The organism is Exiguobacterium sp. s157 (genome assembly GCF_018618205.1).
Classification (GTDB): domain Bacteria; phylum Bacillota; class Bacilli; order Exiguobacteriales; family Exiguobacteriaceae; genus Exiguobacterium; species Exiguobacterium chiriqhucha.
In genome coordinates, this window is the sequence record NZ_JACSLQ010000002.1 from 425,294 (window position 1) to 451,730 (window position 26,437).

23 protein-coding genes are annotated in these 26,437 nt (G+C 54.3%); 14 read left to right on the forward strand and 9 right to left on the reverse strand.

Features of this window, described 5'->3' with window-relative positions; genetic code table 11:
* Positions 1–294 precede the first annotated feature (294 nt).
* Both KNP67_RS15555 and KNP67_RS05995 read left to right on the forward strand, forming a co-directional pair.
* On the forward strand, positions 295–3,501 hold the full coding sequence (locus KNP67_RS15555) for an Ig-like domain-containing protein (protein ID WP_214756222.1): 3,207 nt from the start codon (positions 295–297) through the stop codon (positions 3,499–3,501).
* A 138-nt stretch (positions 3,502–3,639) separates the two neighbouring features.
* Complete coding sequence (locus tag KNP67_RS05995) at positions 3,640–4,284, forward strand: thioredoxin domain-containing protein (protein WP_165569430.1); 645 nt, start codon at positions 3,640–3,642, stop codon at positions 4,282–4,284.
* 34 nt (positions 4,285–4,318) lie between these two features.
* Here KNP67_RS05995 and KNP67_RS06000 read toward each other — a convergent pair whose 3' ends face one another.
* The 4 genes from KNP67_RS06000 to KNP67_RS06015 form a co-directional block, all read right to left on the reverse strand.
* Entirely contained in the window at positions 4,319–5,173 is an 855-nt protein-coding gene (locus KNP67_RS06000) for a polysaccharide deacetylase family protein (protein ID WP_214756224.1), read from the reverse strand.
* Complete coding sequence (locus KNP67_RS06005) at positions 5,173–5,652, reverse strand: PgaD family protein (protein WP_029594854.1); 480 nt, start codon at positions 5,650–5,652, stop codon at positions 5,173–5,175. The genes KNP67_RS06000 and KNP67_RS06005 overlap by 1 nt, the downstream gene beginning before the upstream one ends.
* Positions 5,610–6,869, reverse strand: coding sequence for a poly-beta-1,6-N-acetyl-D-glucosamine synthase (gene pgaC, locus KNP67_RS06010; RefSeq protein WP_214756225.1), 1,260 nt, complete (start codon positions 6,867–6,869; stop codon positions 5,610–5,612). Before pgaC ends, KNP67_RS06005 begins: the two co-directional genes overlap by 43 nt.
* Before the next feature lie 119 nt (positions 6,870–6,988).
* Positions 6,989–7,234 (reverse strand): hypothetical protein, encoded by a 246-nt coding sequence (locus tag KNP67_RS06015; RefSeq protein WP_029594856.1) that lies wholly within the window; start codon positions 7,232–7,234, stop codon positions 6,989–6,991.
* A gap of 126 nt (positions 7,235–7,360) precedes the next feature.
* Between KNP67_RS06015 and KNP67_RS06020 the strand changes: the two genes are divergently transcribed.
* Positions 7,361–8,602 (forward strand): UDP-glucose dehydrogenase family protein, encoded by a 1,242-nt coding sequence (locus tag KNP67_RS06020; protein WP_214756226.1) that lies wholly within the window; start codon positions 7,361–7,363, stop codon positions 8,600–8,602.
* A gap of 34 nt (positions 8,603–8,636) precedes the next feature.
* On the opposite strand, the gene KNP67_RS06025 is transcribed toward KNP67_RS06020, so the two are convergent.
* Positions 8,637–9,110, reverse strand: coding sequence for a DinB family protein (locus tag KNP67_RS06025; protein ID WP_214756227.1), 474 nt, complete (start codon positions 9,108–9,110; stop codon positions 8,637–8,639).
* Between the two features lie 107 nt (positions 9,111–9,217).
* On the opposite strand from KNP67_RS06025, the gene KNP67_RS06030 reads away from it, so the two are divergent.
* The gene (locus KNP67_RS06030; protein WP_214756228.1) at positions 9,218–9,952 is read left to right on the forward strand and encodes a DUF3784 domain-containing protein; all 735 of its coding nucleotides are present in this window, start codon (positions 9,218–9,220) and stop codon (positions 9,950–9,952) included.
* Complete coding sequence (locus tag KNP67_RS06035) at positions 9,949–10,215, forward strand: hypothetical protein (RefSeq protein ID WP_131471752.1); 267 nt, start codon at positions 9,949–9,951, stop codon at positions 10,213–10,215. Before KNP67_RS06030 ends, KNP67_RS06035 begins: the two co-directional genes overlap by 4 nt.
* Before the next feature lie 30 nt (positions 10,216–10,245).
* Here the strand turns inward: KNP67_RS06035 and KNP67_RS06040 are convergent, their stop codons facing one another.
* Positions 10,246–12,954: an EAL domain-containing protein gene (locus KNP67_RS06040; protein ID WP_214756229.1), complete on the reverse strand. Its 2,709-nt coding sequence runs from the start codon at positions 12,952–12,954 to the stop codon at positions 10,246–10,248.
* Positions 12,955–13,069: 115 nt separating this feature from the next.
* Positions 13,070–14,695 (reverse strand): C40 family peptidase, encoded by a 1,626-nt coding sequence (locus KNP67_RS06045; protein ID WP_251130797.1) that lies wholly within the window; start codon positions 14,693–14,695, stop codon positions 13,070–13,072.
* Between the two features lie 280 nt (positions 14,696–14,975).
* Here KNP67_RS06045 and KNP67_RS06050 point away from each other — a divergent pair, with 280 nt between their 5' ends.
* Positions 14,976–16,829 carry a sensor domain-containing phosphodiesterase gene (locus KNP67_RS06050; protein WP_214756230.1) on the forward strand — a complete coding sequence of 618 codons (1,854 nt, stop codon included), beginning with the start codon at positions 14,976–14,978 and terminating at the stop codon, positions 16,827–16,829.
* Between the two features lie 61 nt (positions 16,830–16,890).
* Here the strand turns inward: KNP67_RS06050 and KNP67_RS06055 are convergent, their stop codons facing one another.
* The gene (locus KNP67_RS06055; protein ID WP_214756232.1) at positions 16,891–17,091 is read right to left on the reverse strand and encodes a sensor histidine kinase; all 201 of its coding nucleotides are present in this window, start codon (positions 17,089–17,091) and stop codon (positions 16,891–16,893) included.
* A 197-nt stretch (positions 17,092–17,288) separates the two neighbouring features.
* Between KNP67_RS06055 and KNP67_RS06060 the strand changes: the two genes are divergently transcribed.
* Positions 17,289–18,044 (forward strand): Fic family protein, encoded by a 756-nt coding sequence (locus KNP67_RS06060; protein ID WP_214756234.1) that lies wholly within the window; start codon positions 17,289–17,291, stop codon positions 18,042–18,044.
* A gap of 29 nt (positions 18,045–18,073) precedes the next feature.
* Here the strand turns inward: KNP67_RS06060 and KNP67_RS06065 are convergent, their stop codons facing one another.
* Positions 18,074–18,514: a MerR family transcriptional regulator gene (locus KNP67_RS06065; protein ID WP_029594866.1), complete on the reverse strand. Its 441-nt coding sequence runs from the start codon at positions 18,512–18,514 to the stop codon at positions 18,074–18,076.
* A gap of 320 nt (positions 18,515–18,834) precedes the next feature.
* Here KNP67_RS06065 and KNP67_RS06070 point away from each other — a divergent pair, with 320 nt between their 5' ends.
* From KNP67_RS06070 to KNP67_RS06100, 7 genes are all read left to right on the forward strand, one after another.
* Positions 18,835–19,047 carry a hypothetical protein gene (locus KNP67_RS06070; protein ID WP_029594867.1) on the forward strand — a complete coding sequence of 71 codons (213 nt, stop codon included), beginning with the start codon at positions 18,835–18,837 and terminating at the stop codon, positions 19,045–19,047.
* A 68-nt stretch (positions 19,048–19,115) separates the two neighbouring features.
* Positions 19,116–19,256, forward strand: coding sequence for a YvrJ family protein (locus KNP67_RS06075; RefSeq protein ID WP_021066374.1), 141 nt, complete (start codon positions 19,116–19,118; stop codon positions 19,254–19,256).
* Positions 19,257–19,282: 26 nt separating this feature from the next.
* Complete coding sequence (locus KNP67_RS06080) at positions 19,283–19,495, forward strand: hypothetical protein (protein ID WP_058764453.1); 213 nt, start codon at positions 19,283–19,285, stop codon at positions 19,493–19,495.
* 29 nt (positions 19,496–19,524) lie between these two features.
* On the forward strand, positions 19,525–19,737 hold the full coding sequence (locus KNP67_RS06085) for a DUF2922 domain-containing protein (protein WP_021066376.1): 213 nt from the start codon (positions 19,525–19,527) through the stop codon (positions 19,735–19,737).
* 114 nt (positions 19,738–19,851) lie between these two features.
* Positions 19,852–22,593, forward strand: a complete 2,742-nt coding sequence (locus KNP67_RS06090; protein ID WP_214756236.1) for an Ig-like domain-containing protein — start codon at positions 19,852–19,854, stop codon at positions 22,591–22,593.
* A gap of 119 nt (positions 22,594–22,712) precedes the next feature.
* Positions 22,713–24,536: a methyl-accepting chemotaxis protein gene (locus KNP67_RS06095; RefSeq protein ID WP_214756238.1), complete on the forward strand. Its 1,824-nt coding sequence runs from the start codon at positions 22,713–22,715 to the stop codon at positions 24,534–24,536.
* A gap of 193 nt (positions 24,537–24,729) precedes the next feature.
* Positions 24,730–26,436 carry a methyl-accepting chemotaxis protein gene (locus tag KNP67_RS06100; protein ID WP_131471771.1) on the forward strand — a complete coding sequence of 569 codons (1,707 nt, stop codon included), beginning with the start codon at positions 24,730–24,732 and terminating at the stop codon, positions 26,434–26,436.
* Position 26,437 lies beyond the last annotated feature (1 nt).

Below are 26,437 nucleotides of genomic sequence, written 5' to 3' on the forward strand. Positions count from 1 at the left end.
GTGGAGGGGATGGAAGCAGGACGTTATGTATTAGACCGAATCGCAGCTTACGACAATCAAGGGAACTACTCCAGATTAGACGGAGATGAAAGTGATCAGTCATTTGATATGAGATATCCATCTACTGATTTGCTCAGCCCAAAATTCAATTCAAGCGAAGTGAAAAATATCGTTCTTGATCAACATGAAACAATGTCCTTCTCGATTTCTGCCTCTGACGATTTAAAACTTAAGTCAGCTGAAGGAACATTCACTCATGAAAATGGAGAAACTATCACCTTATCGAGTGAGACAGTGACGTCGACTGGTTTCGACTTCCCGGTGTCCTACGATTCATTCCGGGCTCATCCGGGGCAATGGAAGTTAACAAGCCTTACGATTTCGGACTTGAATCAAAACTCCGTAACGGTCACAGACGGGTTGGACGTCACGATTAATGTGCTCCCAGCAATTGAACCGGTCAATGCACGCATCGTCAGTGGGTATGAGTGGTGGAGTTATGAAACCATCAATCAAGACGTTTACGTGTTGCCGGGTGCACAATTGAACATTGATTCGAACGTTCAAATCAATGGGGACGTCTATGTTGGAGGTCGTCTTCGTTCATATGGCGGTCTCGAATTGAACGGGGATATGCGCGCCAGCTACTTCACATTCGGTTACTACAATCCGTATCAAGATGGCATGGTCGTCCTTTCTGGTTCGAATTACGTCAACTCGATGACGGCAACGAACGATCTATATGGGACGCTCCCGTTCCAAATCTCGGGAGCGCCATTATTCGAAGAAAACGGGACGGTCGATGTGGCCGGTTCATTCATTCCGCTCAGCGCGCTTTACTTGAACGGTGAGGCGGTGACGACGAAAGCGAACGGGATTTTCCGTCTTACTGATGTCGTCGTACCGGAAGATAAAACACTTCGCTTCTCGATGACGGATCAATACGGGAAGACCCATCGCTGGACGTACAAAGTGTATTCACGTGACTTACCTGTCGTCACCGCGAGCTTGCCGAGCGGGATTTATCCGAAAGGCGAGTCAGTGACATTGGAAGCGACGAAAGATGCGACGATTTACTACAAGCTGAACGAGAACGCTGAACCGCTCACGTATGGCGGTCCGATTCAACTCGACAACAGTGTCACAATCGCTTACCATGCGGTCGATGAGATTGAATTGGCGTCGGCTTCTGAAACAAAACAATATGAAGTCTTCAACGTCAATGCGGTCGAAAATGACGATCAAGCAATTCGTGGTCAAGCCGAACCGGATACAACGCTCACGTTGACGCTTGGAGAACGCACATACACGACGACCGCGACTCCAGACGGGACGTTCGCGTTTAAGAATCTCACGCTCGATTCTTATAGCGAGTACAAATTACAGTTGCAGCACGGTCTGCTTCAAAGCAAACCGTACACAGGAGTAATTAAGGATGTCATCGCACCAATCATCAGTGGTGTGACGAACGATGCCTATACGTCGAGCGCCGTCACGCTCACGTTCAATGAGGGCGTGGCGACATTGAACGGGCAACCTGTTTCAAACGGCACAAAAGTGACGGCGGACGGTGCTTACACGTTGATCGTCACGGATCAGAGCGGGAACTCAACGACACGTCAGTTCACAATCGATACGAAAGCACCAGTCGTGTCGGGAATTTCGTCACGTTACACAAACAAGAATGTCACGCTCTCATTCAACGAAGGCAGCGCCACGTTGAACGGAAAAACAGTCGCGTCAGGCACGACGGTCTCGACTGAAGGTGACTACGAGCTTGTCGTTCGTGACAAGGCAGGGAACGAGACGAAAGCGAGCTTCACGATTGATCAGACACCGGTTGCGGTCACAGGCGCAGAAGAAGGGAAGTCTTACCAACAAGCACGTCTTCAATTCGCAGAAGGAACTGCGACATTGAACGGTCAAGCTTATAAAGTAGGAACCTTAATTGAAACTGAAGGCACTTATGCATTCCGCGTGATCGATTTAACAGGAAATGAGACGACTATCAATTTTACGATTGATCGTACAGCTCCGAATGTGACAGGGGTTATGGAAGGAATCCTATATAACAAGTCAATCACACCAGTTTTCAATGAAGGAACTGCGACATTGAATGGGAAGGCATTTGTGTCGGGGCAAGCAATCAATCAAGATGGAACGTATGAACTCGTTGTGACGGATGCAGCAAACAACGTTACGAAACGTTCGTTCCGCATCGACCAGACGGCACCCGTTGTGACAGGTGTCAAAGATGGAGCGACGAATCGTGCTATGACGCCAACGTTTGGAGAAGGTACGGCGACATTGAACGGGAAACCGTATACGTCAGGCACCATCATCGATCAAGAAGGAACGTATGAACTCGTCGTCACCGATGAAGCGAAGAATGTGACACGTATTCGATTCGTGCTTGATTGGACACCAATCAAAGTCAATGGTGTCGAGGAAGGCAAGACGTATAAAGAAGTGACGCCTACGTTTGATGAAGGGACCGCTACGTTGTCTGGACAGCCATATATGTCAGGAACGGCAATCGTGACAAACGGTGAACACAAATTGATTGTCACCGATGAAGCTGAAAATGAGACGACGATTCGCTTCACTATCGACAATGCACCTCCTGTCCTTACTGGCTTCACAGCCGGGAAGGCCTATTATCGCAGTGTCGCACCACGATTCGACGAAGGGACGGCGACGCTGAACGGCGAGCCGTACACGTCAGGCAAACTGATCAGTCAGCCTGGGAAGTACACGCTTCGCTTGTCTGACGCGACGGGCAACGAGACGGTGACCATTTTCACCATCGACCGGACGGCACCTGTCATCTCAGGCGTCAAGAGTCGCCAAGTCACGAATCAATCGGTGACGATTCAATATAATGAAGGCACGGCGACGTTGAACGGGAAACGGATTCGCAACAATTGGCCGGTGAAGAACTCGGGTGCTTACACGCTCCGTGTCACGGACCAAGCTGGGAACGTCAAGTCACTCACGTTTACGATCGATAAAATGGCTCCAACGAAACCGACCATCTCGACGCTCACGAACAAGTCGACGTATGTGTCCGGGAAAGCCGAGAAAGGCGCGACCGTGTATATCACATATAACGGACGCACGTACACGACGAAAGCATCGAGTACAGGCTCGTATCGCTACAACGTGAAGACGACGAAGCCAGGGGTGACCGTCTCGGTTCGCGCGCGAGACGCGGCCGGGAACACGTCGAGCAGTACTTCTGTGAAAGTCCTCAACACGTTCCGGACGTTCACGGTCAACACGGTGAAGTCTACTTCTAACGTGATCATTGGAAAAGGGAACAAGGGGGCGACCGTCAAGGCGTACGTCGGGACGAAACTCATCAGCAAGACCGCGAAAGTCGATTCGAAAGGCAACTACAAGCTGACGATTTCACGTCAGAAACCAGGCGTGGTTGTCACCGTGAAGATGACGCAGAACGGATACGAAGAAGTGAAGAAGACGACACGCGTCGTCAAATGAATCGAGGGGGCCTTAGGGTCCGCTCGTTTTCTTATGTGTCATTTCTTTTGACAAATTTCACCATAACGTCACTCGAGTCTGCCAACCAAACGTGATATAACTAACATGTGAACGATTGAACAAATAGGAGGTTATACATTGAAGCGATTTCTGTTTTTATTCGTCGGACTCATCGTCATCCTTGCAGCCTGCAGTCCAAGCGAGGCGGTCGATTCGACGAAGGTCCATACATACAAAACATACGAACTCCCGCTCGAAGACAAAGTCGCGCTCGGGGAAGGAGAGCACGAGATCGTGTTCGTCTTCGACTACAGTTGCCCGTGGTGCAAGAAGTGGATGGAAGAGGTACTACCGGAGATCGAGGAGCGCTGGATTGACACGGGCGAGGCGACGTTCAAAGGACAGCCGCTCGTCCTGTTGAACGAACAGTCACAACTGCTCGCGAACGTGGATTATAATGTGGAACGGCTCATCCCGGACCGCTATTATGAAGTGCAGCGCGCCATCGGGCTCGATTCCGGGTCGGACGGTTTTGGCACGGAAGCGTATGCCCGTGAACTCGCCGCTGAATTCAACCTCAATGCGGATGAACTGCTCGAGAATCACGTCGACGTCGGCATCCAAAACTCACGGCTGTTCACGCGCGACTTCGGCGTGGCCTATGTGCCGACGGTGTATGTCGACGGCATCCAGCTCGTGGACGCGTTCAGCTTAGAGGAGATGGAACAGGTCATGGACGGGACGATTGAAGCAGGGGACCAAGTCGAGTTGCAGGAGGAATAAAAATGACCCCTCGTCGATCGGACGAGGGGTCAAGTCAGTGTTGCTCGAAATACGGTTTGACGAACAGCTCGAACAGTTCGGCATCGAGCAAGTACCGGTTCGAATAGAACGGGTCGTTGTCCGGCGTAATCGGATTCGGGCTCAAGATGAACGCCTGTTCGAAGCCGAGGTCTTGCACCGTCTCGGTCACGGCGTCGCTCGTGTTGCCGAACGGATAGGCGATCGTCGTGACGCGCGTCCCGAGATTCTTCTCGATGGCGGCGACACTTGTCTCCAAATCTTGTCGGAGCTCGTCTTGCATGTCTTCCGGCAAGAACACGGCGCCTCCGTCTTTGACGTAATGCATGTCATGCGTATGTGTCCCGAAGTCGGCGAGCCCGCTCGCCTGCATGTCCTTCAATTCGGTCCACGGGGCGAGGTCCAAGTTTTGGAACGCCTCGCCGACATGACCGGTGATGATGAACAGCGTGAACGGGATTTGCTTGTCTTTCAAGATCGGGAACGCGTTCTCATAGACGGTATGGTCGACGTCGTCGAACGAGATCCACACGCATTTGTCCGGAATCGGCTCACCGGCGCGATAGCCGAGCAAGTCGGCCTGTGTCGCGAAGTGGACGCCTTCTTCTTGAAGCCACGTCATCTGTTGCTCGAACTTGTCGGCGTAGACGTTGTAGCGGACAAGTTCGGACGAGCCGGTCACGTTCTCGACGAGCTTGTTCCACGTGTTCGGCTGTTTGACGCGGTGATAGTTGAGACCGAGACAGACGTTCTCGGTCGGGAGGAGCGCCGCATCGGGCACGTCCTCATGTGTCGTCGAGGACACGTCGTATACTTTCCAAGCGATGCCGCCAATAATCAATAGAACGACCAGCCATTTCATGTAGCGCATCATTTCAACTCTTTCACTGGATTTTCTGTGAACACGATGACCTTGTCACGCTGAAGCCGCTCGATATCTTCTGGCTCCATCAAGTCGAGTTTGAGCCAATCGTCGAGCGTCGTGTCCGTCGGCATCTGCCGGCGGTTGAGCGGGCCGTACTTCCGCTTGTTGTACGTCCGCCAAAGGAAGAGCGACAGGGCGGCGATGAACGACGAGACAATCCCGAAGAAGAGCAGCTCGCGGATGTCGGCGTTCGTCACGTTCAAGGCGGTCTTGAGGATGGCGATATAGCGGTCGTTCACGTCGACGACGGCGCTCAAAAAGAACCATGTGACGATGAACGTGTATAGCCAGAACACGACCGTGAGCAACAGCTCAATCCCTTTGCGGAACACGTTCTGTTTCGTCTTGACGAGAATCTCTTGCTCGTAATCATATAACTCACTTACAGGCTGCTTCTCCGTGCCCCCCGGTCTGGTGAACTCCATGTCGCATAGCCTCCTTTCACACGGGCTCTAATCGCTTTCGGTGTCGCCGCGATGACGACGAACGTGTTGAGCATCCAGTAGATGACCGGATACCAAGCGGCCCAGACGTAATATTTGAACACTTTATCGTAGCGGGCGTCGTTCCAGAGCGAGATGATGAGCTGGACGTGGCTGACGAGGACGAGCGCGAACGAGTTGTACGTGAACCAAATCAACATGTCCTGCCACGTGTCGGCCGTCGCGAACAGATACACCGTGACGATGAGCCAGGCATACGCCCAGAGGACGCTGACGACCTGTTCGATATAGACGGGCCAAATCCGGCGCTGGCGCCAGTCTTTGAAGATGTCGAAGTGACGCAAGACGACTTCCTGTCCGCCTTGCGACCAGCGCACGCGCTGTTTCCAAATGCCAGAGATCGACTCGGGGACGAGCATCCAGCAGAGAGCGCGTGGCTCATAACGGATGTCCCAGAAATTCTTCTGGAGTTTCCACGAGACGGCGATGTCCTCGGTGATCATGTCGCGGTCCCAAAGCCCGACCGACAGCAACGCTTTCTTGCGGAACATGACGATGACGCCGGAAACGGTCATGATTTTACCCATGACACGCTGCGTCCGTTTGATGGAGCCGATAATCGACGAGTATTCGACGAGCTGCATCCGGCTGAGGAGCGTGTCGCGGTTACGGATGCGCGGATTGCCGGTGACGGCACCGACGCGCTCACCGCGGTTCAAGAAGTGACGGACGAGGTAATACGGGGCCTCCTCGCTCAAGAATGCGTCCGAGTCGACGCAGAGCAAATACTCGGAGCGGGCGGCGTGGGCGGCCATATGTAGCGCGTTTGCCTTGCCTCGGTTCTCATGACAGTCGATAACACGCAGACGTTCATATTTGTCGGCGAGTACGACGAGAATGTCGCCGGTCTTGTCACGGCTACCATCGTTGACGGCGATAATCTCAAAATTCGGATAGGTGAGACGATCTAAGTACTCGATTGTCTCGGCAATCGTCTCTTCTTCGTTATAACAAGGAATCAAGATACTGATGAGCGGCCATTCCCGCTCGTTCAAATCGAGTTCTTCTTCTTTCTCCCGCGTCAAGCTGAATAAGAGAGCGCCTGAAATCCAAAACAGCGCCATGAAGAACGGATACCAAAACACGAATTGGGCCAGTGGTTCGATCCAAGGTGTGATGTCGAGCCCGTAAAAATTCATAATTGTCTCCCCTTATTTTCAAAAAAACCATGTACTGAACGTATGATAGCATCAAAAAATTGTTTTCCCATATTTAGCGAAAAAATTGTACAGAAATTCAAAAAGACATTCGACGTGTGTCAAATGTCTGGGTGCTTGTTCAAGTTCGTCCGTCTGTCTTTGCGCCATTTCCAAACGAACAAACCGATCAGCGCGAGGACAGGGGCCGCAACCCAAGGGCGGGCTTCGATGATGGAGACGAGTTCGAAAATCGAGAGCCATCCGCTGATCATGATGAGAATCAGCAGGAAAGTCTTGAGTCCACCTCGAATAGGAAACCAGTAGAACACGAAGAGCGTAATCAAAAAGAAAGCGAGCAATCCCATGCGGTTATTCCTTTCTAGCCTCATTTTGACTCATTATAGCAGAGAATATTCAGAGAGTGTTAGAGCCTTCCCTTGCATGCCGCTTTTCTGTACTGTTAATAGAAGACTATTGAAGGAGGAACTATCGTGAAATTTGGAATCATCGGCCTTGGCTATGTCGGGCTGGCCACCCTGTGTGGACTAGCAAAAGCGGGGCATGAGGTCATCGGTGTCGAGAAAGACCAACCGAGACTGCTCCGTCTTATGAACGGGGACGTCCCGTTCCACGAACCGGGCATGGCAGACGTGTTACGCGATCATCACGGTTCAATCACATTCACGGACTCGATTGCCGATACAGAAACGGTCGACTACCTCGTCCTCGCTGTCGGGACGCCGAGCAAGCAAGACGGCAGCTGTGACTTGACGTTCGTCGACGCGGCCTTGTCCGAGGTCGAGTCGAAACATAAAATCATCATCCGCAGCACGGTGCCGCCGGGGACGACCGACATGCTGTCGGTCATGTATCCGGCCCACACGTTCGCCGTCGTGCCGGAATTCCTTCAAGAGGGCCGTGCCCTCGCCGACGTATTGAAACCGCATCGCGTCGTCATCGGCAGTGACGACCTCGAGATGTGTGAAGAGCTCGCAGGCATCTATGGCCGCCTCGGTGTCCCGATCGTCTGCACGTCACCGGTTGACGCCGAGTTCATCAAATACGCCTCGAACGCGTTCCTCGCCACGAAAATCAGTTTCATCAACGATTTGGCGCGTCTCGCCGACAAGGCAGGGGCGGACATCACGACAATCGCCGAAGGGATGGGGCTCGACCCGCGCATCGGACGTTCATTCTTGAACGCCGGACTCGGCTACGGGGGCTCGTGCTTCCCGAAAGATATGCACGCGCTCTTGAACGTGGCGAACGAGAACGAAGTCGACTTACCGGTCATCCGAGCAGCCATGCACGCGAACGACGCCCAGATGGAGTACGTCGCCTCGAAAGTCGAACCGAAGAGCGATCTCAAAGTCGCCTTGCTTGGCCTCGCCTTCAAACCGGGGACGGACGACATGCGCGACGCGCCTTCAATGACGCTCGCTCAACTGTTGGAGATACGTGGAGTCGAAGTCATCGGTTACGACCCGCTCGCCAAGTGGGACTTCCCCCAAGCGGAGACGGTCGAAGCGGCGCTCGAGGGAGCGGACATCGCCATCCTCGTCACGGAATGGGACGAGCTCGTCGCGTTGAAACCGGAAGCGTTCGACGGGATGCGGACGAAGCGCTTGATCGATGCGCGCAACGCTTGGAAGTATGCACGCGACCCGGGTACCGTCCAGTACGAAGGGGTCGGTCGGATGCAAAACAAGGAGAATACACCGTCATCGATGTGACGAAAGGCGAGACCCCACGGGGCCTCGCCTTTTTTCACGCCTTCATCTGTTCTTTCGTCGGTCCCATGACGCCCGGGACCGTGAGTCCCGCCTGACGGAGGAGCACCGTCATCTGGCCGCGGTGGTGCGTCTGATGGTCGATCATCATGCGCAAGACGGCGCCACGCGGCTGTTTGGCGCCGTGGACGTCGACTTCTTCTAACAAATAGGCGTCCGAGAACTGTTCGGCCGCCTGGCTAATCTCGTCGGCGTAGCGCGCGTATTGGTCGGCGATCGCCTTGGCGTCGTTCGGTTGCGTCAAACTTTTCAGCGCCGACAAGCGGAAGCCGAGCAAGTTCGTGAAATAGCCGAGCGCGGTCGTCATGTGCCACCCGATCCAGCCGATTGAGTTATGGCCTGGAACAATCTCCTGCCCGAGCGCCTCGTCGGTGACGGTGCGGAGCACGTCGAGCGTGCCGGTCGATGATTTGGTCCAGTCGTGTAGAAAATCTGCTTTGGTGCGATACATCGAATTCCCCCTTGAACGTTCTACCCTGAGTATACGACGCAGATTCACGATTTTGAAACGTTCGGTCTCGTTTTCCCGTAGACTATAGAAGAAAGGGGGACGCTTGTATGTGGATCTACTTAAGTGCCGGACTCATTCTGTTCGCACTCGGCTTCGCCGTCCATCGCTTGGGCTGGCATTTCCTCATCTCCGGGTATAATACGATGAAGCGCGAAGATAAGGCGCGCGTCAATATTAAGGCGGTAGCGCGTTTAATCGGCTTCATGTGCTACGGGATGGCCGTTATCTTCCTACTGATCGCCGCCATCCATGGACTCGGTTTCGGACTCGACATCCCGGTCGAACCGTTCTTCGGTTTGATGCTCATCCTCATCGTCGTGACGCTCTGGCGTGCTCAGAAGTATGACGGCAACATTTATGACGAGGACGGGAACATCCGCCCTGGCGGCAAAAAGAAACTCATCCCGGTCGTTGTCGTCTTGGGTCTCCTCGTCACAATCGTGCCCGGCCTGTGGCTCTGGTTCAGTCAGCCGACCGAGGTGACGCTCACCGACTCGGCACTCGTCATCGAGGGTAGCTACGGCGAGACGGTGCCGTATGATGAAATCGAGACCGTGACATTGACGTATCGGCCGAGCCTCGACCGCCGGACGAACGGTGCCGCCGTCGGTTCACGCCTGATCGGACACTTCCGGACGACGGACGGGGAGGACGTGCTTGTCTACCTCGACCAAGACATCGAGGCCGCCGTACGCATCGACTGGAGCGGCAAACCGATTTATGTGAACGTGGAGTCGAACGAGGCGACGGAAGAGTTATATGGGGAGGTCCGACTGAAATGACACAACCTTGGTATACACGGCACATGCCGTTCTTTTTCTTGACGTTCTTGTTCGCGCCGCTGACACTGTTGCTTCTTGTCTGGCGCTGGGAACAGTTCGACGGCCATGAGCGAGGGGTCAAACTGTTCTTCACCATCGGGATGACGGCGTTCATCGTGTTTGGGCTCTTGCCGCGCGGGTCGCTACCGGTCATCTTGCCGGTCATCGGACTGTTGATCGCACTGAAGCTCGTGCTCAATCTCATCAAACGAAAAACCGGCTGACATGTGTCAACCGGTCGGAGGGGCGCTCGCTTAGGCGAGGTGCCCTCTTTTTTCGTTCACCCAAGCTTCGAACGTGGTCGCGTCAAGGGCCGGGGCGTAATAATAACCTTGTCCGAGTTCGACACCTTCCGCGATAATCCGCTCGAGGTCCTGTTCCGTCTCGATGCCCTCGGCGAGCGAGGTCAATTTCTGTTCACTCGCGAAGCGAGAAACGGCACGGAGGAATGACGTGCTGTCCTTCGCTTTGCCGCTGACGTACATGCGGTCGATCTTCACTTCTTGAATCGGCAAGTGCCAAATCGCTTCGAACGAGGCGTAGCCGGTCCCGAAGTCGTCAATCGAGAGGCAGTAGCCGAGGTCAGAGATATCTTCGAGTCGTTCGAGCTCTGTCGTGTGCGACATGATGTCGGCCGACTCGGTCAACTCGATTTTCAGCCGGTCCGGGAGCCATGGATACGTCACCATCAAGTCACGCAATTTCGTGACGATCGACGGGTCGACCGAATGGGCCGACAAGTTGTACGACAACGAGATGTCGGCGAACGGTGTGTCACGCCAGGCGACGAGCTGTTCGACGACCAAGTCGAGAATCGAGTGCGACAGCCAAAGAATTTGGTCCGAGCGCTCGGCGATGCGGATGAACTCGTTCGGCGGCACGTTGCCGATGTCCGGGTGCTGCCAGCGGGCGAGCGCCTCGGCCCCGACGACACGGCCTGTCTTCAGCTCGACTTGCGGCTGATAGGCGACGGTGATATAGCCTTGTTCGATTGCCTCCGGGAGCGCCTGTTCAATCAAGGCGGCCCATTGGAGCTGGGCGAGGATGCTCGCGTCGTACCAGACGAACGGGGTGCGCGTCTCTTTGGCGTGTTGCAACGCCTTCGTCGCCTCGAACAGACAATCGTTAAAGCTTGGCGTCGTATGCGTCGCCCCGATTTGAACGTGGACGGTCTGGCGTTTCTGATTGATTAACAGTTCGGTCGGGAACAGCTCCATCAACTCATGTTCATCGACGGTGCTGAAGCCACGGACATACAGCATGAGCGTGTCGTCGCGGTAACGGCCGAACAAGTGATGCGCGTACTTCTCGAGCCGGTCCTCGACGTGACGGGCGAACTCGGTCATGAGCAAGTCGGCATACGTCGGGTCGTACCAGTCGACGAGGTGGTGGAAGTCGTTCAGTTTAATCAAGAGGAACGTCCCGTCGATGTCCTGTTTTTCCCACGCCCGCAGGAAGCCATATTCGTTATACAGTTCGGTGGCGAGGTCGAACCGGACGAGCCGGTCGACTTTGCGTTCGCGTTCGACGCGCTCGGTCTCATCCTCGAGGATGAGGTAATACGTGAGCGTCTCGCCACGCTTAAGCGGGATGATTTTGACGTTCAAGAAGCGGACGTGCTCGCCTTTCAAGTGCAGGATGAACTGGGCACTCGTCCCATTCTCCGTCACCCCGGCGAGCGCCTCGCGCAACAAGCGGCGCCCCGTGTCGGTGAACAATTGATTAATTTCATACAAGTTCCGTTCGCCGAAGAACTGGCGGAACACATCGTTGCGTTCGATGAAGTTGTACGTATCATCGATTAAGGCGATGGCGAGACCCGTCTCGGAGAAGAGGGACGACCAGCGCTCGTGATACCGGAGCAGGTCGTTCGACTTCGTCTCGAGCGTGTGCACCGTCGAATGGACGCTGACGGCAATCTCACGAAGCTCATCCTCGATGCCACGGAAGTCATGGCTCGGCGGGAACGTCTCCTCGACCGGTTCCGTGCTCGGGTCGATGGCGAGGGCGCGCGCCTTCAAATGCCCGAGGTCATGGGCGTACATCTTCCTTGTGTAGCAGAGGGCGAACAAGAGCGCCCCCGACAACAGGAGCGTGATGAGCAGGACGGTGAGGGCGAGTGCGCCGTAACGGTCCCGCTCGGTCAAGAGCGTGTCATCCGCTGCCGCGCGTACCGCTTGTAGTGCGGCGTGCGAGTCCTCATAGAAGCTCGTCCCGTTGACGTAACGAGCCTCAAGCGTCGAATTGGCGGCCGTCACCCGTCCGAGGGCGAGCGCGCTCTCAATCAAATCGTCGACCGATTTCGTCCTGAGCGACGGGTCGGTCGCGACGATATCCTCAATCAGACGGGCCTCGTTCGCGATCGTCGAGACCTCGAACTCGAGTTGGTCTTCATCCGGTGTCTCGGCGAGCAAGTTCGTGACGCCTTCGACGAACGCCATCTGCATGCGCATGACGGCATCGGTCAATTCATAGGCCGTGTTCGCTTGGGCGGTCCGTTCGAGCCCTTGATAGAGCCAGCGTCGGTTGATTGACTCGATGACGTCGAACGGCACGGCTTCGAAGCGGCTCAAGCCGTCCGCGTTCAACGTGTCCTCGAGGTCTTCCGAGAAGCGCAGCAACGCCTCCCGTTCACGCTCATCGACCCCGGTCTCGAAGTCGTCGAGCAGTTGCACGTTGTATTGGAGCGCCCGTTCACGGTACGGGGCCGACAGTAACGCCGTCGGTTGCTCCGAGTTCGTCTCGTAGAGCTTGGCCGCGTGATGCAAGACGAGATACGACTCGACGCCGGCCAAGTCGGAGGCGTGGTTCAAGTCGCGCACCGTCTCGTCGACGGCGACGTGTTTTTCTTTCCAGTAATAGCTCAGGCCGAGCCCGAACAACAATACGCCGATGAGACAAGCGACGGCGAGGGCCATCGTGTAAATCCGGTACGGAATTTTAGCGAATCGATTGCTTCCCATCGGACACCTCCTTCTTTCTCTTCCCATTCTATAGTCCCTGTTCGAGTCTTTCGAGGGAAATCCTGCCCCACGAAAAAAAACCCGACAAAGGTCGGGTCTTTCAATGCGCCGAAGGTCACGGTCGCTTGTAACCGATGACGCGTGATTTCCAGTATGGCTCTTTACTGATCGTGTTATAGCCGAGTCCGTACGTCCCGGCGTGGATGAACGTGTCCGCGTTAATCATGATGCCCATGTGTGACGGTCCGGCCGTGTACGTGTTCTCGAAGAAGACGAGGTCGCCCGCTTGCGGGACGAACGTCTTGCTGAGCTGTGTTCCGAAATAAGACCCGGCCCAGTATGTGGCGACATTCGTGCGTGGGACGCTGTAGCCAGCCTGGTTGAAGGCATAGTGGATCAGCCCTGAACAGTCGAATCCGCCGTTGGCCGGGTTCGATGACGCCCAGATGTACGGCGTGCCGACATACTTCTTGGCGACGGCGATGGCTGCGATTCCGGCACCTTGTGAAGGAGCCGGAGTCGGAGTTGGGTTTACCGTAGACCCTTTCGGCACCGCCTTGACGTAAGACGCCGCGACGAAACCGGTCGTATTCCCGATATAGATTTGATGCCAACCGTTCGACGTCTGCACGACGCGGAGCGTCTGGCCGGACTTGACGCTGCCGATGATAGCCGAACTCGTCGAGGCCGAAGCGCGGACGTTCAACGATGGCGTGTTCACGACGTAGTCGAATGCTTCGTTGCCCGCACCGCCGTCTCCGGCGTTCGGTGTGACCGGCGCGCTCGGTGCCGTCGTCGTCTGTTTCAAGTAACCGGTGCTGACGTAACCGCTCTTGCCGTTATGCGTGACGTATACCCACGTGCCGATCTGTTTCGTCGCTTTGACGGTCGTGCCGTTCGGGATGCTCGTGACGAGGGCATAGCCGATGCCCGGGCCTTGACGGACGTTCAAGTTGGCCGTCGTGACGTACGACTGGTTAATGCTCTGTTCTTGAGGCGCGGCCGGTTTTGTCGGCGTGCTCGGTGTAGTCGGTTTGACGGATGAGTTCGTCAAGTAACCGTTATGTACCCAACCCGTCTTCCCGCCATAGCTGACTTTCGTCCAGGCACCGCTCGTTTGAATCGGTGTGAGCGTCTGACCTTTCGGAATCGTGACGAGCACTTGATGCCATGTTCCTGCAGCGGCGCGCATGTTCAAGGCGGCCGTCGTGACGGTAGCATTGCTTGATGGAGCCGGAGCAGCAGGTGTCGTTGGTGTCGGTGTGATCGGTGCAGCTGGTTTGACGGATGAGGTCGTCAAGTAACCGTTATGTACCCAACCGGTCTTCCCACCATAACTGACTTTCGTCCAGGCGCCGCTCGTTTGAATCGGTGTGAGCGTCTGGCCTTTCGGGATCGTGACGAGCACTTGATGCCATGTGCCTGCGGCGAGGCGCATGTTCAATGCGGCTGTCGTGACGGTACCCGTGCGTGACGTGGCAGGTGTGGCGGCAGGTTTCACCGTGGTCGGGGCGTTTCCGCTTAATTTGAGCGTCTGCCCGATGGCGAGACGGTCTGAATTCAAGTTGTTGTAGGCTTTCAAATTGGCGAGTGACACGTTGTGCTGTTGGCTGATCGACCAGAGCGTGTCACCGGCACGGACGACGTGTGAGCTGGCTGCTGCGACTTCGTCGGCCTGGGCGATGATGCTTACGGCGGCGATGGCTGCGAATGAGTACATGAGGCCGGACTTAGGGGACATTGGGTCACTTCCTTCTCTAATGAGTGCTTTTGACAATTATCGACAGGTAAAGCAATACATGTTTATTGTAGGGTTTACACAAACGGCAAGCAATGGTGGAAATGGCTCAATCAGTGGATTCCGTTAAAAATGAGGTCAATATTTTCGGACACGGATGAGGCGGGAGTACTAAAGAAACAGGGGAATCGAAAATTGACTTTCTGTTGAATTTTGGAAACCTATCCATAGTTCTTTTCGTGCTATCATGAATGCAAAACGTTTGAATGAGAGTAGGGGACTTATGAACGAGGGGAACTTTTCAACACAATCATATCGCAAACATCAAGAGAAACTGTTCGAACTCGTCCGAATGCCAGAGGTGACGGAGGCTGCGGTACGGCAAGCGCTCTTATATATGTGCGAGGTCGTCTCCGATATGCTCGACGTCGACACGGTCTCGATTTGGCATTTCGACGAGACGTATGCCTCGATCAGTTGCCAAGTCGCCTATTCGAAAGAGACGGGACCGAGCGAACCGGTGTTGACAGTCATGCGTGGGGACGCACCTGTCTATTTCGACGCGTTGCGGACGAACCGGGTGCTCCCGTTCGAAGACGTCCGGACCCACGAGTGGGTGAAGGATTTATACCAGCAGCACTTCGTGGAAGGGCAACGGATTTACTCGATGCTCGATGCCCCGATCTATGCGAACAATCGGGCGAAAGGGGTCATCTGTTGTGAGACGTTCGCGCCGCGGCAATGGACGTTCATCGAGGAGCTGATTGTCAGCACGCTGTCCGACTTTATCGCCATCCTCTATCTCCGGCTCGACCGCCGCGAGATCGATGAACACATCACGAAACTCGCCTATACGGATGAACAGACCGGGCTCATGAACTTGAACGGGTTCATCGAGCGGGTGGACGCGCTCCGCGAACAGGCACCGCACCAGCTCGGCTCATTGATTTATCTCCGGGCGGACGAGTTCCGTTCCGTCGAGACGGCAATCGGCATCCAGCGCGCGGACGACATCGTAATCGAACTGTCGGAACGCCTCCAACAAGTCGTCGATGCGTCGCTCTTGGCGCGCGTCTCTCAATCTGGCTTTCTACTGTGGACGCCTTACGGCGACCGCATCAAAGTGAAGGCGCTCGCCGATTTGATTTGTGAGACGGTGACGAGCGAGCCGTTCGCGGTCGGGGAGCTCGACGTCGTCTTGACGATGAGCGCCTTCATCTCGATTGAAGACAAGTCACGCTCGACGCTCGAGATGATGGACACGACCCGAATCACGGCCAATGATCGCCACGTGCAGCGCGGGGGGGTCGCCTTCTACGAGGAAGAGATGGGTGAGAAGGCGACGGCCCGTCTGACACTCGAGATGAATTTGCGAAAAGGGCTCGCCTTGAACGAGTTCACGCTCTATTACCAACCGAAGATTGAAGCGGCGACGGGCAAGTTAAAAGGATTCGAAGGGCTGATGCGCTGGATTCATCCGAAACAAGGATTGATTCCACCGCTCGACTTCATCCCGCTCGCCGAATCGACCGGCGTCATCATCGCGCTCGAAGAATGGGCGCTCGAGGCCGCGTGCCGCCAGTTGAAGACATGGCACGACGAGGGCCGGATGTATCAGCTCGCCTTGAACTTGTCGGCCCGTCATTTCCTATCGGACGGGGTCGTCGAAAAGCTGGCCCATATCGTCAAGGAGATGGGCGTCTGCCCGAACTACTTGACGTTCGAGATCACCGAGAGCGTCGGGATGGAGAATCAGCAACACGTCATCGAGCGGTTCGTCGCGTTCCGGGAACAAGGCTTCTCGATCTCAATCGACGACTTCGGGACCGGCTTCTCGGCGTTCGTCTATTTGAAGCACTATCCGATTCATGAGATTAAAATCGATCGGCAGTTCATCCAAGTGACGGACAACGATCCGACCGGGAACGTCATCGTCCAGTCGATTATCGAGCTCGCCCGCGGGCTCGGCTTGAAGACGGTGTGCGAGGGCATCGAGACGACGGACCAGCGCGACACACTCCGCTCGCTCGGCTGTGATGAGATGCAAGGCTACTTGTTCTCGCGTCCGCTCCCGATTGATGAGCTCGAGACGTGGATTGAGGATTATGACACGACGAAAAAGGATTCGCTCCGTTGAGCGAATCCTTTTGAATGGACCGCAGACATGTTACGTGTCTGCGTTTTTTTTGCCGCTCGCGTCAGGCCGGCAACTCGATGCGAATCGTCGTTCCAGACCCGCGCGCACTCGTCACCGTGACAGTGCCGCCGTGCGCTTTGATGATGCCCCGGGAAATCGCCATACCGAGGCCGCTGCCGAGTGCGTCGGTCGTGTTCGTGCCCCGGTAGTAGCGCTCGAAGATGTACGGCAGTTCGTTCGCGTCGATGCCGATGCCGTTCATTGAGTCGGACGTGCACGATTCGGCCCCGGCGGCAATTCCTCTCCCACTTATCGTCGGGCTGTGCCCGGGACACGATTGAAGTAGAGGGTATCCTTGCCGATTAAAGATGAAATGAGGCGTTCACTCGAAATCGACTTGCTCAGGTAAACAAGCGTATAATTAAATCACGAACACTTGAGAGAAAGGAAGCGGGTTATATGTTTGAGCAACTGACGATGAAAAAAGAACAACTGGATCAAAATCGACCGCTGCCGACGTATACGCTTCAAAGTTTGAGAGCAAAACTCTTTTTAGAATGGACATACAACTCGAATGCCATTGAAGGAAATACGTTGACAATCAACGAGACAAAAGTGGTGCTGGAAGGTATAACGGTTGGCGGGAAGACGATGCGCGAGCATCTTGAAGTGATTAACCACCAGGACGCCATTTCTTATGTAGAAGAGATTGTCCAACGCGAAGAACCGCTGACGGAGTGGCAAATAAAAAATTTGCACCGTCTCGACTTGAAAGGAATTGATGATGCGTATGCAGGCGTCTATCGGGACCAGCAAGTGTTTATTGCTGGATCCGTTCATATGCCGCCGCCTCCATACCTCATTCAAGAACAGATGGGGCAACTGATGAATTGGTATGAAACAGAGACGAATACGATGCACCCGGTTGAACGGGGCGCTTTGTTGCATGCTAAGTTCGTGGGGATTCACCCGTTCATTGATGGAAATGGTCGTACATCTCGGTTGTTGCTCAATTTAGAGTTGATGAAGTCCGGTTATCCGCCGATTGTCATCAAAGTCGAAAATCGCCTGAGTTATTACAATGCGTTAGATCGAGCGCATACGACAGGAATGTATGACGACTTTGTCGCCCTTGTCGTGACAGAGGTCGAAACATCGCTCGATTTGTACTTGAGCGCGATCGCCCCTCATCCATCCAAAAACAGCCCTTCCTGACGATTCAGGAAGGGCTGCCTCATGTCCGCTCATTCATGCGGGAGTTCGGTTTTCAATTCCAGTTGGAGTATGTACGCCAATTCTTTATGGGCTAGCTCGGAGAAGTTCGTCTTTTTGACGTGTGTCCGGGGCCGTAGTCCGCATTCCAATGCGATGTCGACGATTGTCCGAATCTGATTTTCCGTATAGAAGCGCTTGCGTCCCATCGTGAACGGGGTCGGTGGCAAGACGCCGTCGGTTTCCCATTTGATCAGCTGTTGCTGGCTACGGGGAATCCCGGCGACATGAAACGCACGGCTCAGTTCTTTGAGTGGATAGACGGTCAATGGGCGTTCGTTGTACAGGAGCGGCTTCGCGTTTTCCGGGCGATAAGCATCCCAGTCAGTCGCATAAAACGTCAGGTCGGTGTGGTCGAAGTCGAGTTGAGCGGAAGGAATAGAAGTGTTGAGTGCGAAGTCTAAGCTGTTCATCTAGAGTATCTCCTTCTTCAAGTCAAACTGGTCATTTCGAAAATGCCCTCCTCCGTATAGTAACCCATTTCTAAGCAATTAACTGCCAGTTTTTTCAAAGTGGGGAAATGAATTCGTGGGACTTTAGGCGTGTTTTCGAAATGCGATTGACGTCTATTAAGATACCCTAATTGGTATGAGAATTCAAGGAATAACGCCGATTTTTACCGATGAATGCGCCTTCATTCAGAATAGGTCTATAGTCGTTACGAAAAGGTTACAAGGAAATATGAGCAAACATTCACCAACTTCGGTTAATAGGGGCGAAGGAGGTGAGACATATGGCAGTGTATCGAGAATACGCAAGCGTCTTTTATCTGGACACGAAGCGGCTCGTTGACGGCAAGGAAAAGCGTCAGCTCGTCCGGTTCGGTCCACTCGGTGCGCGGATGGAGACCGAGGAGATCAAGCAGTTCGGTGATCTGTTGATTCCGCTTCTCGCGGTCGAATCCGCCGCATACGTCGTGTCGCGTGAATTCCACGTGACGTTCTAATTGGAGGAATCCCTGATGCGTGTACCGAAGCGTCCCGCCGGAGGCTGTTCCGATGAGCGGGTGGGCCCATGAGCTGGCCCGAACTCATCTCGAACCTCGGCTTCCCGATCGTCGTCTCGCTCTATCTGCTCCACCGGATCGAGACGCGCCTTGAGCGCATGATTCAACTGCTCGAACGTCTCGACTCGACCTATCCGTCTGAATTGTAATCCATCCCCGAAAGGAGCCATCCCCCATGGCCGTATTGACTGAAAAGAAAGCCACACTCGTCTTGACGACGCACCACGATTTGAACAGCTTGAAACCGACGAAGAAAACGCAGCGCTTCGGTCCGATCCGGGCGGCGCTCACGGCTGACAATGCCGAGGCGTTCGGTCACCTCATGCTCGACTTGACCGAGCAAGAAGATTTCACCGTGTCGGTCGTTCGCGAATACGATCTCGTCTAATCACACCCACATCCAAGGAGGACTAACCCATGACTGAGACTAAAGTAGAAATCGCATTTTTGGACATGTTCAATAAAGTATCGCGCTTCCGTTTGAATAACGTGAAACAGCCGGTCGACGCGTTGAAAGTGCAAGCGCTCGCCGACTTCATGGTCGCCAACGACCCGCTCGGCAAGAGCGTCGTCAAATGGACCGAAATCAAGATGATTGAAGGCACGCAGACCGTGTTGAATGTCCAATAATCCAAAGGCATCGTCTCTCAAAAAAAGAGACGGTGCTTTTTTCCTGTTTTGCTTCTAAAAATCACAAATTGAAGGTATATTTTTAATATATTGAATAAAAGGCAGGTATTGTAAATGAAGAAATGGCACTATGCAATTGTATTCGTCGCGCTGTTGTTCGTGATGTTCCCGATGGATCAAGCGAACGCGACTCCGAAGTTCGAGCTGGGCACGCTGCTCGAGCAAGAAGTGAAGACAATTGAAGGGTCTCCCTTCTATTTGGACTATCAAGACGGAGCCACGCGGCTTCATGATGTAGAACGACAGACCGTCGTACCCATCGATTACAACGGCAATCTGACGGCGGATCGGTCGCATGATGAAGAGGGGTCATATGGAGATTTCTATACGTTCAAGCCGAGCTTAGACGGTGAATCATTCATGGCGACGCATCATCGGACGGGGGATATGATTCACGTTAACCGTGATGGGTCGACGCGTACATTCAGCCCGCCGTTCGACACAGAGTCGATTCGACTTATCACGTACGATGCGAGTCGCGACATCATGTTGTGGGAGAACAAAGGCTCGAAGCAACTCGTGACGACTGATTCGGATGGCGTCACGAAGTGGGAGCGTACTCTCTCCGATCGTGAACAAGTGATATTGGCGACAAACGCGAACGAACTCATCGTTGCGGACACGTACTCGGACGTCCTGCTCCATCTGAATCCAGATACAGGCGAGATAATCGAGACAATCAAGATGCCGAATACGGTGACAGCGGTATTTGCTGAACCTACGACAGATCACCTTCTGTTAGAAGGGGTTAGTGACTTACACGTGTATGATTGGAAGCAACGTACCATCACGACGCTTGATTTGAAAAATCAGTCGTTCTATGAAATCGAGTCGTTTACCTATCACAACGGCACGTACTACGCGATGACGGAGTTCGATTATTTGCTCACCATCGATTTAGCCACGAAGACATTGAACAAACTGCGACTGGATTCATTCAATTCACGGCTTGACTACAAACTGTTGCACGGAGGCTACTTGCTTCGAAACGACCAGCGCTTACTGGCGGCAGAGCGTGCCCACCTCATTCCAGGTCAGCTATACACATCGCTGAAAGCCACGAAACCGACTGGAGCCGGCAACACCTGGTTAGGCGAGTCGTATCAATTGATGGCGACTGTCGTGACAATCGATCGCATCTATCATAAGATCCCGGTTGCGGATTTGGGAGCGGATGTAGAAGTCATCAACGCGACGCGCTCATTCGACGAAGGATACACGATCCCATCGTTCGACGAGTCGTTCAGTTATGCCGTTCGATTCGGAAACCTCACAAGCAGCAGGGTCACCTTGAATCCGGTAACGAAAGTGCCGCTTCAAGTCGAGACGTCGTTTGCCAACGGGGCGGTCGGTGAGATTACAGGTATGACTGCGCCGAACATGACGGTGTATGTGACATGTGAAAACAACAAATACGCGAGCTGTGACGGGTCGGTCACGGCCGATGAGGCAGGACGTTTCACATTCTCACGCGGCATTCTCTGGGGAAATCAAACCATTACGGTTTGGGCAGCAGATCACGCGACGTATGACCAAGCCACAACAGCATCGGTCAAACAGACGTTCCAGATGAATGAACCGACCGACACGAACATCGCCGAAGTGTTGACCGAGACGGCGATGGAAGGTGTGACGATTCGGACAAAACCACATGCCCGAGTCGAGGTGCGTCAATTGTTCTCACCGACAAACTATGAAGTTCGTGAAGTCCAAGCAGACGCATCGGGAGTCGCGAAGTTAACGGAGTACAATCGAGACAAGCCGATGTACTACCGTGTCATTTATCGCATTCTCGACACGAACAGTCAGTATGCGAATATTTACGTATCAACAGATTATCCGGTGCCTGACGTCACGTGGACAAAACCACCGAAGACAGGTGATACGACTGTGACTGTTCATTATAACGGGACACTCTCTCCACTGCTCGCGGTGGCGCGAAATGGCCGAGATGAATCAGCAAAACGTCTCGTTCCTGGAACGAACGTCATCGCGTTGAAAGGACCACTCTGGGAAGGACAGACGATTCGACTCATCGCGAGTTTCCGCCCTGAACTCAGTAAAACGTTCGAACAAAAAGTGACGAGTGACGCACCGAAGACACTCAGCATCAAAGATGTGCTCGTCACATCGTCTACTTCAACGTTTACAGTGTTGAAAGATACACCGGCATACTTGAACTTCATCGTGAATGGGAAGCCAATCTCATACACTGAGGTTGGAAAAGACCGCTACCGGATCTCGGTGAAACCAGGCACGTCGGTCGTCGTCGAGTCGACGATTGGGTCGAAGAAGAAGCGGACGACGTACAAAGTCCCGACGGCTTCGTTGACGTCGTTCGCGCCGTCTGACGAAGTGAGCACGTGGAAAGGGAAGACACTCCCGAACGCCACCGTCACCGTGAAGGCTGGGACGAAAGTGATTGGACGGACGAAGGCGAACTCGACCGGTAGCTATCAAGTGAAGTTCGCCCGTCAGCGTGCGGGCACGAAGCTTGTATTCGAGGCGAAAGTCGGAGTGGCCCGTGACGCGAAGAGCGCGACCGTCAAAGCAGGCGTTCGTCCGACGGTGAGCACCGGCACAATCCGCTCGACGACGAAATCGATTGCTGTTCGCACGAACGTCCCGTACGGCACGGTGACGATTTATAACGGAAAGACGCTCGTCGCGAAGAAGACGATCACATCGACTTCGACGAACGTGTCCATTAAACCGCAAAAACGTGGCTCGAAGTTGACGATTAAAGTCGTGACGCCGGCCAACCGAAGCGGCCAGACTGTAAAGTCCGTATTATAACGTAGAGAAAAGGTGACTGATTTTTCAGTCATCTTTTTTATTTTGGTCAATCCCCTTTAGATTCCTCGACGTCAAGACGATATAGGAAGAAACGTTGCATGCGAGAGGGGAATATACATATGTCAGTGAAACAGAAGTGGATAGCGTTACGGAACCGGTTAAACGTCCAGCGCTTTCAATGGAAACCGAAACGACGAAAGCCAAGCACGCGTGAAGGAAAACGAGTGACCGGCAAGAACCTGACCATCCGTCAAAAGCTGTGGGGACTCGTCATTCTCGCGCTCCTCATGGTCGCAGGTGTCGGTGGCTACTCGCTCTTGTCGCTCGCCGATGCGAATCGTCAAGGCGATGACATCGTCAACAACTGGAACAAAGGGCTCGACTACGCCCACGAGTTGAACACGCTCGCGGCGAACTATCGTGCGCTCGAGCTCGAACACATCGTGACGGATGACGCGGCCGCGAAAGAAGAATTGATGACCGCGATGAAAGAGATTCGGAAACGCATCAATGAGATTGCCCCGAAATATGAACAGACGGTGACGGGTGAGACGGACAAGGAGTTGTTCGCCAACTTCAGCAAGCAATGGGAGATGTATCAACGCGTGTCGGATAACATGCTGATTTTCAGCACGTCCGGCAACAACGGTATGGCTCGCTCGTATTACGATGCCCAGTCCCAATCGACATACGATAATTTCACGCAACGCCTGACCGAGCTCGTCGACTACAACTCGGAAGGTTCACAACGTGTCGGCGCCGACATGGAACGTGAGTTTCAACAGTCGCTCATCGCACTACTCGCGGTGACGATCGGTGCGGTCGTACTCCTGTTGTTCCTCGGACTGAGCTTATTGCGTTCCATCATCAAACCGATGCGGGTGCTCCAAGAGAAGTTTGACGAGTTGGCCTCACAAGGCGGCGACTTGACGATGGCCATCCCGATCACATCGAACGACGAGATCGCGCAAGTGAGCCGCTCGTTCAACACGTTCCTCGCGACGCTACGCGACATCATGATTGACGTCGACAAGACGGCAAAAGTCGTCCTCGTCTCGTCAAAAGAAGTGGCAGCGGAAGTCATTGAACTGAGCCGTTACATGGAAGAAACGTCAGGCACGGTCGAGGAATTGACGGCCGGTATGGAAGAGACGGCCGCGTCCTCGCAAGAGATGAGTGCGTCGACGACCGAGATGGGCAGTTCCATCGATTCCATCGTCGACTTGTCGAACGACAGCGCGACGACAGCGGGCGACGTCGAACGTCGCGCTCACGCCATGCGTGAACAAGCCGTTGCATCGAAGACGGAAGCGAACGCCATCATCGAACAGAAACGCATCGAACTTGACGAGGCGATCAAAGGGGCGCAGTCGGTCGAACAGATTCGTGTCCTGACGAGCGCCATCTTGACCATCGCCGACCAGACGAACTTGCTTGCCTTGAACGCATCGATTGAGGCGGCTCGGGCCGGAGATGCCGGTCGCGGCTTCGCGGTCGTCGCTTCAGAGATTCGTAAGCTCGCCGAGAACTCGCGCCAGACGGTGAACGAGATTCAAGCGGTATCGCACACGGTCATCGATTCGGTCGCCCGGCTCAATACGAGTTCGGCCGATATGCTGACGTTCCTCGATACGAAAGTGCTCGCCGATTACGACCGACTCGAGGAGTCGGCCACACAATATGAGGCAGATGCGACCGTGTTCGGACAAACGGCAGAGACGTTCGAGGCGAACGCGCTCCAACTTCGTCATATGACCGACAGCATCCTCCACGTCATCCAAGAAGTCGCGACGACCGTGACGGAAGGGGCGGACGGGACGCAGTCGATTTCGGAGAAAGTCCAACTGTCCGTCGAGCGGTTCAACGACGTCCAAACTCGGATGCAGGAGACCGAGCAACGTGCGGTCGAACTTTCGAATCGCGTGTCACAGTTCAAGTTATGAAGCTAGATCGCAGCCATGATGGGCTGTGGTCTTTTTTTGTGACAATAAATGGAACATGAGACTCGTAAATAAGGTCAATCCATTAAATTAATTGGAAACAAATGTGGAAAACCGTTTGCACAAACCGATAGAAATCATGTGATCCCAAAATTTGATAGAAATAGAGGTGTGAGAGGACGAGTTCCTCGAGAAGATGAAAAAAAGGCTAAATCAACTCACATTGACGCAGAAACTGTTTGGCGGGATCGGAATGATTCTTTTACTCGTCGTAATCGGGATGGGTTACAATCTGATGGCGCTGAACGATGCGACGAGCCGATATGAAGAAATGATTTCATCAGATGTCATGCGGATGAAGGCGGCCGATGAATTATCGTTAGGGATGGTCCGTCAGGCGTATGGCCTGCGTGGTTATATTCTTGAACAAGAGCCGGCCCGGCTTGAAGCAGAGCAGCAAGGGTCAGAAGAGAAAAAAGAAGCAATCAATGCCTTGTTAGAACTTTCGCCTTCGACAGAAGAGACGAAAGAACTAGAGAACTTGATGTCATACGCATTAGGTTACGATGACTTAGCACAACAGTTGATTCAAGCAATCGACGCGGATGATCAAGAGACAGCGGACCGACTCGCGCTCCGGTTGTTGCCGGATGTGACGGCATCAATCATTGAGTCAGGAGAGACGATGCAAGCCGAATCGGAAGCCGCGATGTTGGCGAAGCAAGCGCAGCTTGAGAGTCGAGGTCAAAGTGCATTGATATACTCTGCAGTGATCGCCGTCATCATTTTCGTACTCACGCTCGGCGCCGGCTACTTCCTCCAACGCATGGTCACGGTCCCGCTTCGCCAACTATCGGACGAGGTCGGCATCGTCGCCGACGGTGATTTGACACGCGCTGACCTTCAAGCGCTCACGCGCGATGAAATCGGCGAGTTGATGCTTGGCTTCAACCAGATGAAAGGCAATCTCCGCGAACTCATCGACGAAGTGAGCCGGAACGCCCAAGAGATCACGGCGCAGTCGGAAGAACTGTACGCGAGTACGGAAGAGATGTCTTCGCAGACAGAAGAGACGACGCGGATGATTGAACAAGTCGTCGGAGAGACGGTCAACCAGGCAGGGGCCGCCTCGAAGAGCGGGCAAGCAGTCGCGGCCGCCGATGAAGGTGTCGAACGGATTGCCATCTCAATCGGGACGATCAGCCAAGACGTCCAGGCGAGTCTAAAGCTCGCCGAAAGCGGTGAACAGACGATCCAACAGGCGAAGCAGGAAGTGCTCGCGCTCGAAGCGGAGACGGTCGTGACTGGTCAATCGATCACGGCGTTGAAACAACAGTCAGATGAGATTGCCCTCATTACCGAGGTCATCCAGTCGATCACCGACCAGACGAACCTGCTCGCCTTGAACGCGGCCATCGAAGCGGCCCGGGCCGGGGAACAAGGGAAAGGCTTCGCCGTCGTCGCCGAAGAAGTACGGAAACTCGCGGAACAGTCGAAACAATCGGCGTCCCAAATCGCCGGTTTGATCGAATCGATTCAGACGCAATCGAATGCGGTACTCGAACGTCACGCCATCAGTGCCCGCCGCGTCGAGACGAACACGGCGTTGCTTGAAGAAGCGACGGCGTCGTTCCAACAAATCGTCGGGCAATTGCACGCCTCGGTCGAGAACACGGAACAGATCCGGGTCGCCTCGAGCGAGATCGCGACGACGACGAAACAAGTCGCGACAGCGGCAATCCATATGGCGAGTGACAGTGAAGGCATGGCCGAGACGATGCGTAGCGTAGGTGAGACGGCCGACGCCCAGCTCGCGATGATTCAAGAGTTGAACGGTGTCGCCGAGTCGCTCGGCAATATGACCGGCGACTTGCAGACGCTCATCGGGCGTTTCCAAACATAAG

Coding starts and splice junctions, on each gene's coding strand:
- KNP67_RS06000 (WP_214756224.1), bottom strand. CDS start 5,173: ATGCGCTACATGAAATGGCTGGTCGTTCTATTGATTATTGGCGGCATC.
- KNP67_RS06005 (WP_029594854.1), bottom strand. CDS start 5,652: ATGGAGTTCACCAGACCGGGGGGCACGGAGAAGCAGCCTGTAAGTGAG.
- pgaC (WP_214756225.1), bottom strand. CDS start 6,869: ATGAATTTTTACGGGCTCGACATCACACCTTGGATCGAACCACTGGCC.
- KNP67_RS06015 (WP_029594856.1), bottom strand. CDS start 7,234: ATGGGATTGCTCGCTTTCTTTTTGATTACGCTCTTCGTGTTCTACTGG.
- KNP67_RS06025 (WP_214756227.1), bottom strand. CDS start 9,110: ATGTATCGCACCAAAGCAGATTTTCTACACGACTGGACCAAATCATCG.
- KNP67_RS06030 (WP_214756228.1), top strand. CDS start 9,218: ATGTGGATCTACTTAAGTGCCGGACTCATTCTGTTCGCACTCGGCTTC.
- KNP67_RS06035 (WP_131471752.1), top strand. CDS start 9,949: ATGACACAACCTTGGTATACACGGCACATGCCGTTCTTTTTCTTGACG.
- KNP67_RS06040 (WP_214756229.1), bottom strand. CDS start 12,954: ATGGGAAGCAATCGATTCGCTAAAATTCCGTACCGGATTTACACGATG.
- KNP67_RS06045 (WP_251130797.1), bottom strand. CDS start 14,695: ATGTCCCCTAAGTCCGGCCTCATGTACTCATTCGCAGCCATCGCCGCC.
- KNP67_RS06050 (WP_214756230.1), top strand. CDS start 14,976: ATGAACGAGGGGAACTTTTCAACACAATCATATCGCAAACATCAAGAG.
- KNP67_RS06055 (WP_214756232.1), bottom strand. CDS start 17,091: ATGAACGGCATCGGCATCGACGCGAACGAACTGCCGTACATCTTCGAG.
- KNP67_RS06060 (WP_214756234.1), top strand. CDS start 17,289: ATGTTTGAGCAACTGACGATGAAAAAAGAACAACTGGATCAAAATCGA.
- KNP67_RS06065 (WP_029594866.1), bottom strand. CDS start 18,514: ATGAACAGCTTAGACTTCGCACTCAACACTTCTATTCCTTCCGCTCAA.
- KNP67_RS06070 (WP_029594867.1), top strand. CDS start 18,835: ATGGCAGTGTATCGAGAATACGCAAGCGTCTTTTATCTGGACACGAAG.
- KNP67_RS06075 (WP_021066374.1), top strand. CDS start 19,116: ATGAGCTGGCCCGAACTCATCTCGAACCTCGGCTTCCCGATCGTCGTC.
- KNP67_RS06080 (WP_058764453.1), top strand. CDS start 19,283: ATGGCCGTATTGACTGAAAAGAAAGCCACACTCGTCTTGACGACGCAC.
- KNP67_RS06085 (WP_021066376.1), top strand. CDS start 19,525: ATGACTGAGACTAAAGTAGAAATCGCATTTTTGGACATGTTCAATAAA.
- KNP67_RS06090 (WP_214756236.1), top strand. CDS start 19,852: ATGAAGAAATGGCACTATGCAATTGTATTCGTCGCGCTGTTGTTCGTG.
- KNP67_RS06095 (WP_214756238.1), top strand. CDS start 22,713: ATGTCAGTGAAACAGAAGTGGATAGCGTTACGGAACCGGTTAAACGTC.
- KNP67_RS06100 (WP_131471771.1), top strand. CDS start 24,730: ATGAAAAAAAGGCTAAATCAACTCACATTGACGCAGAAACTGTTTGGC.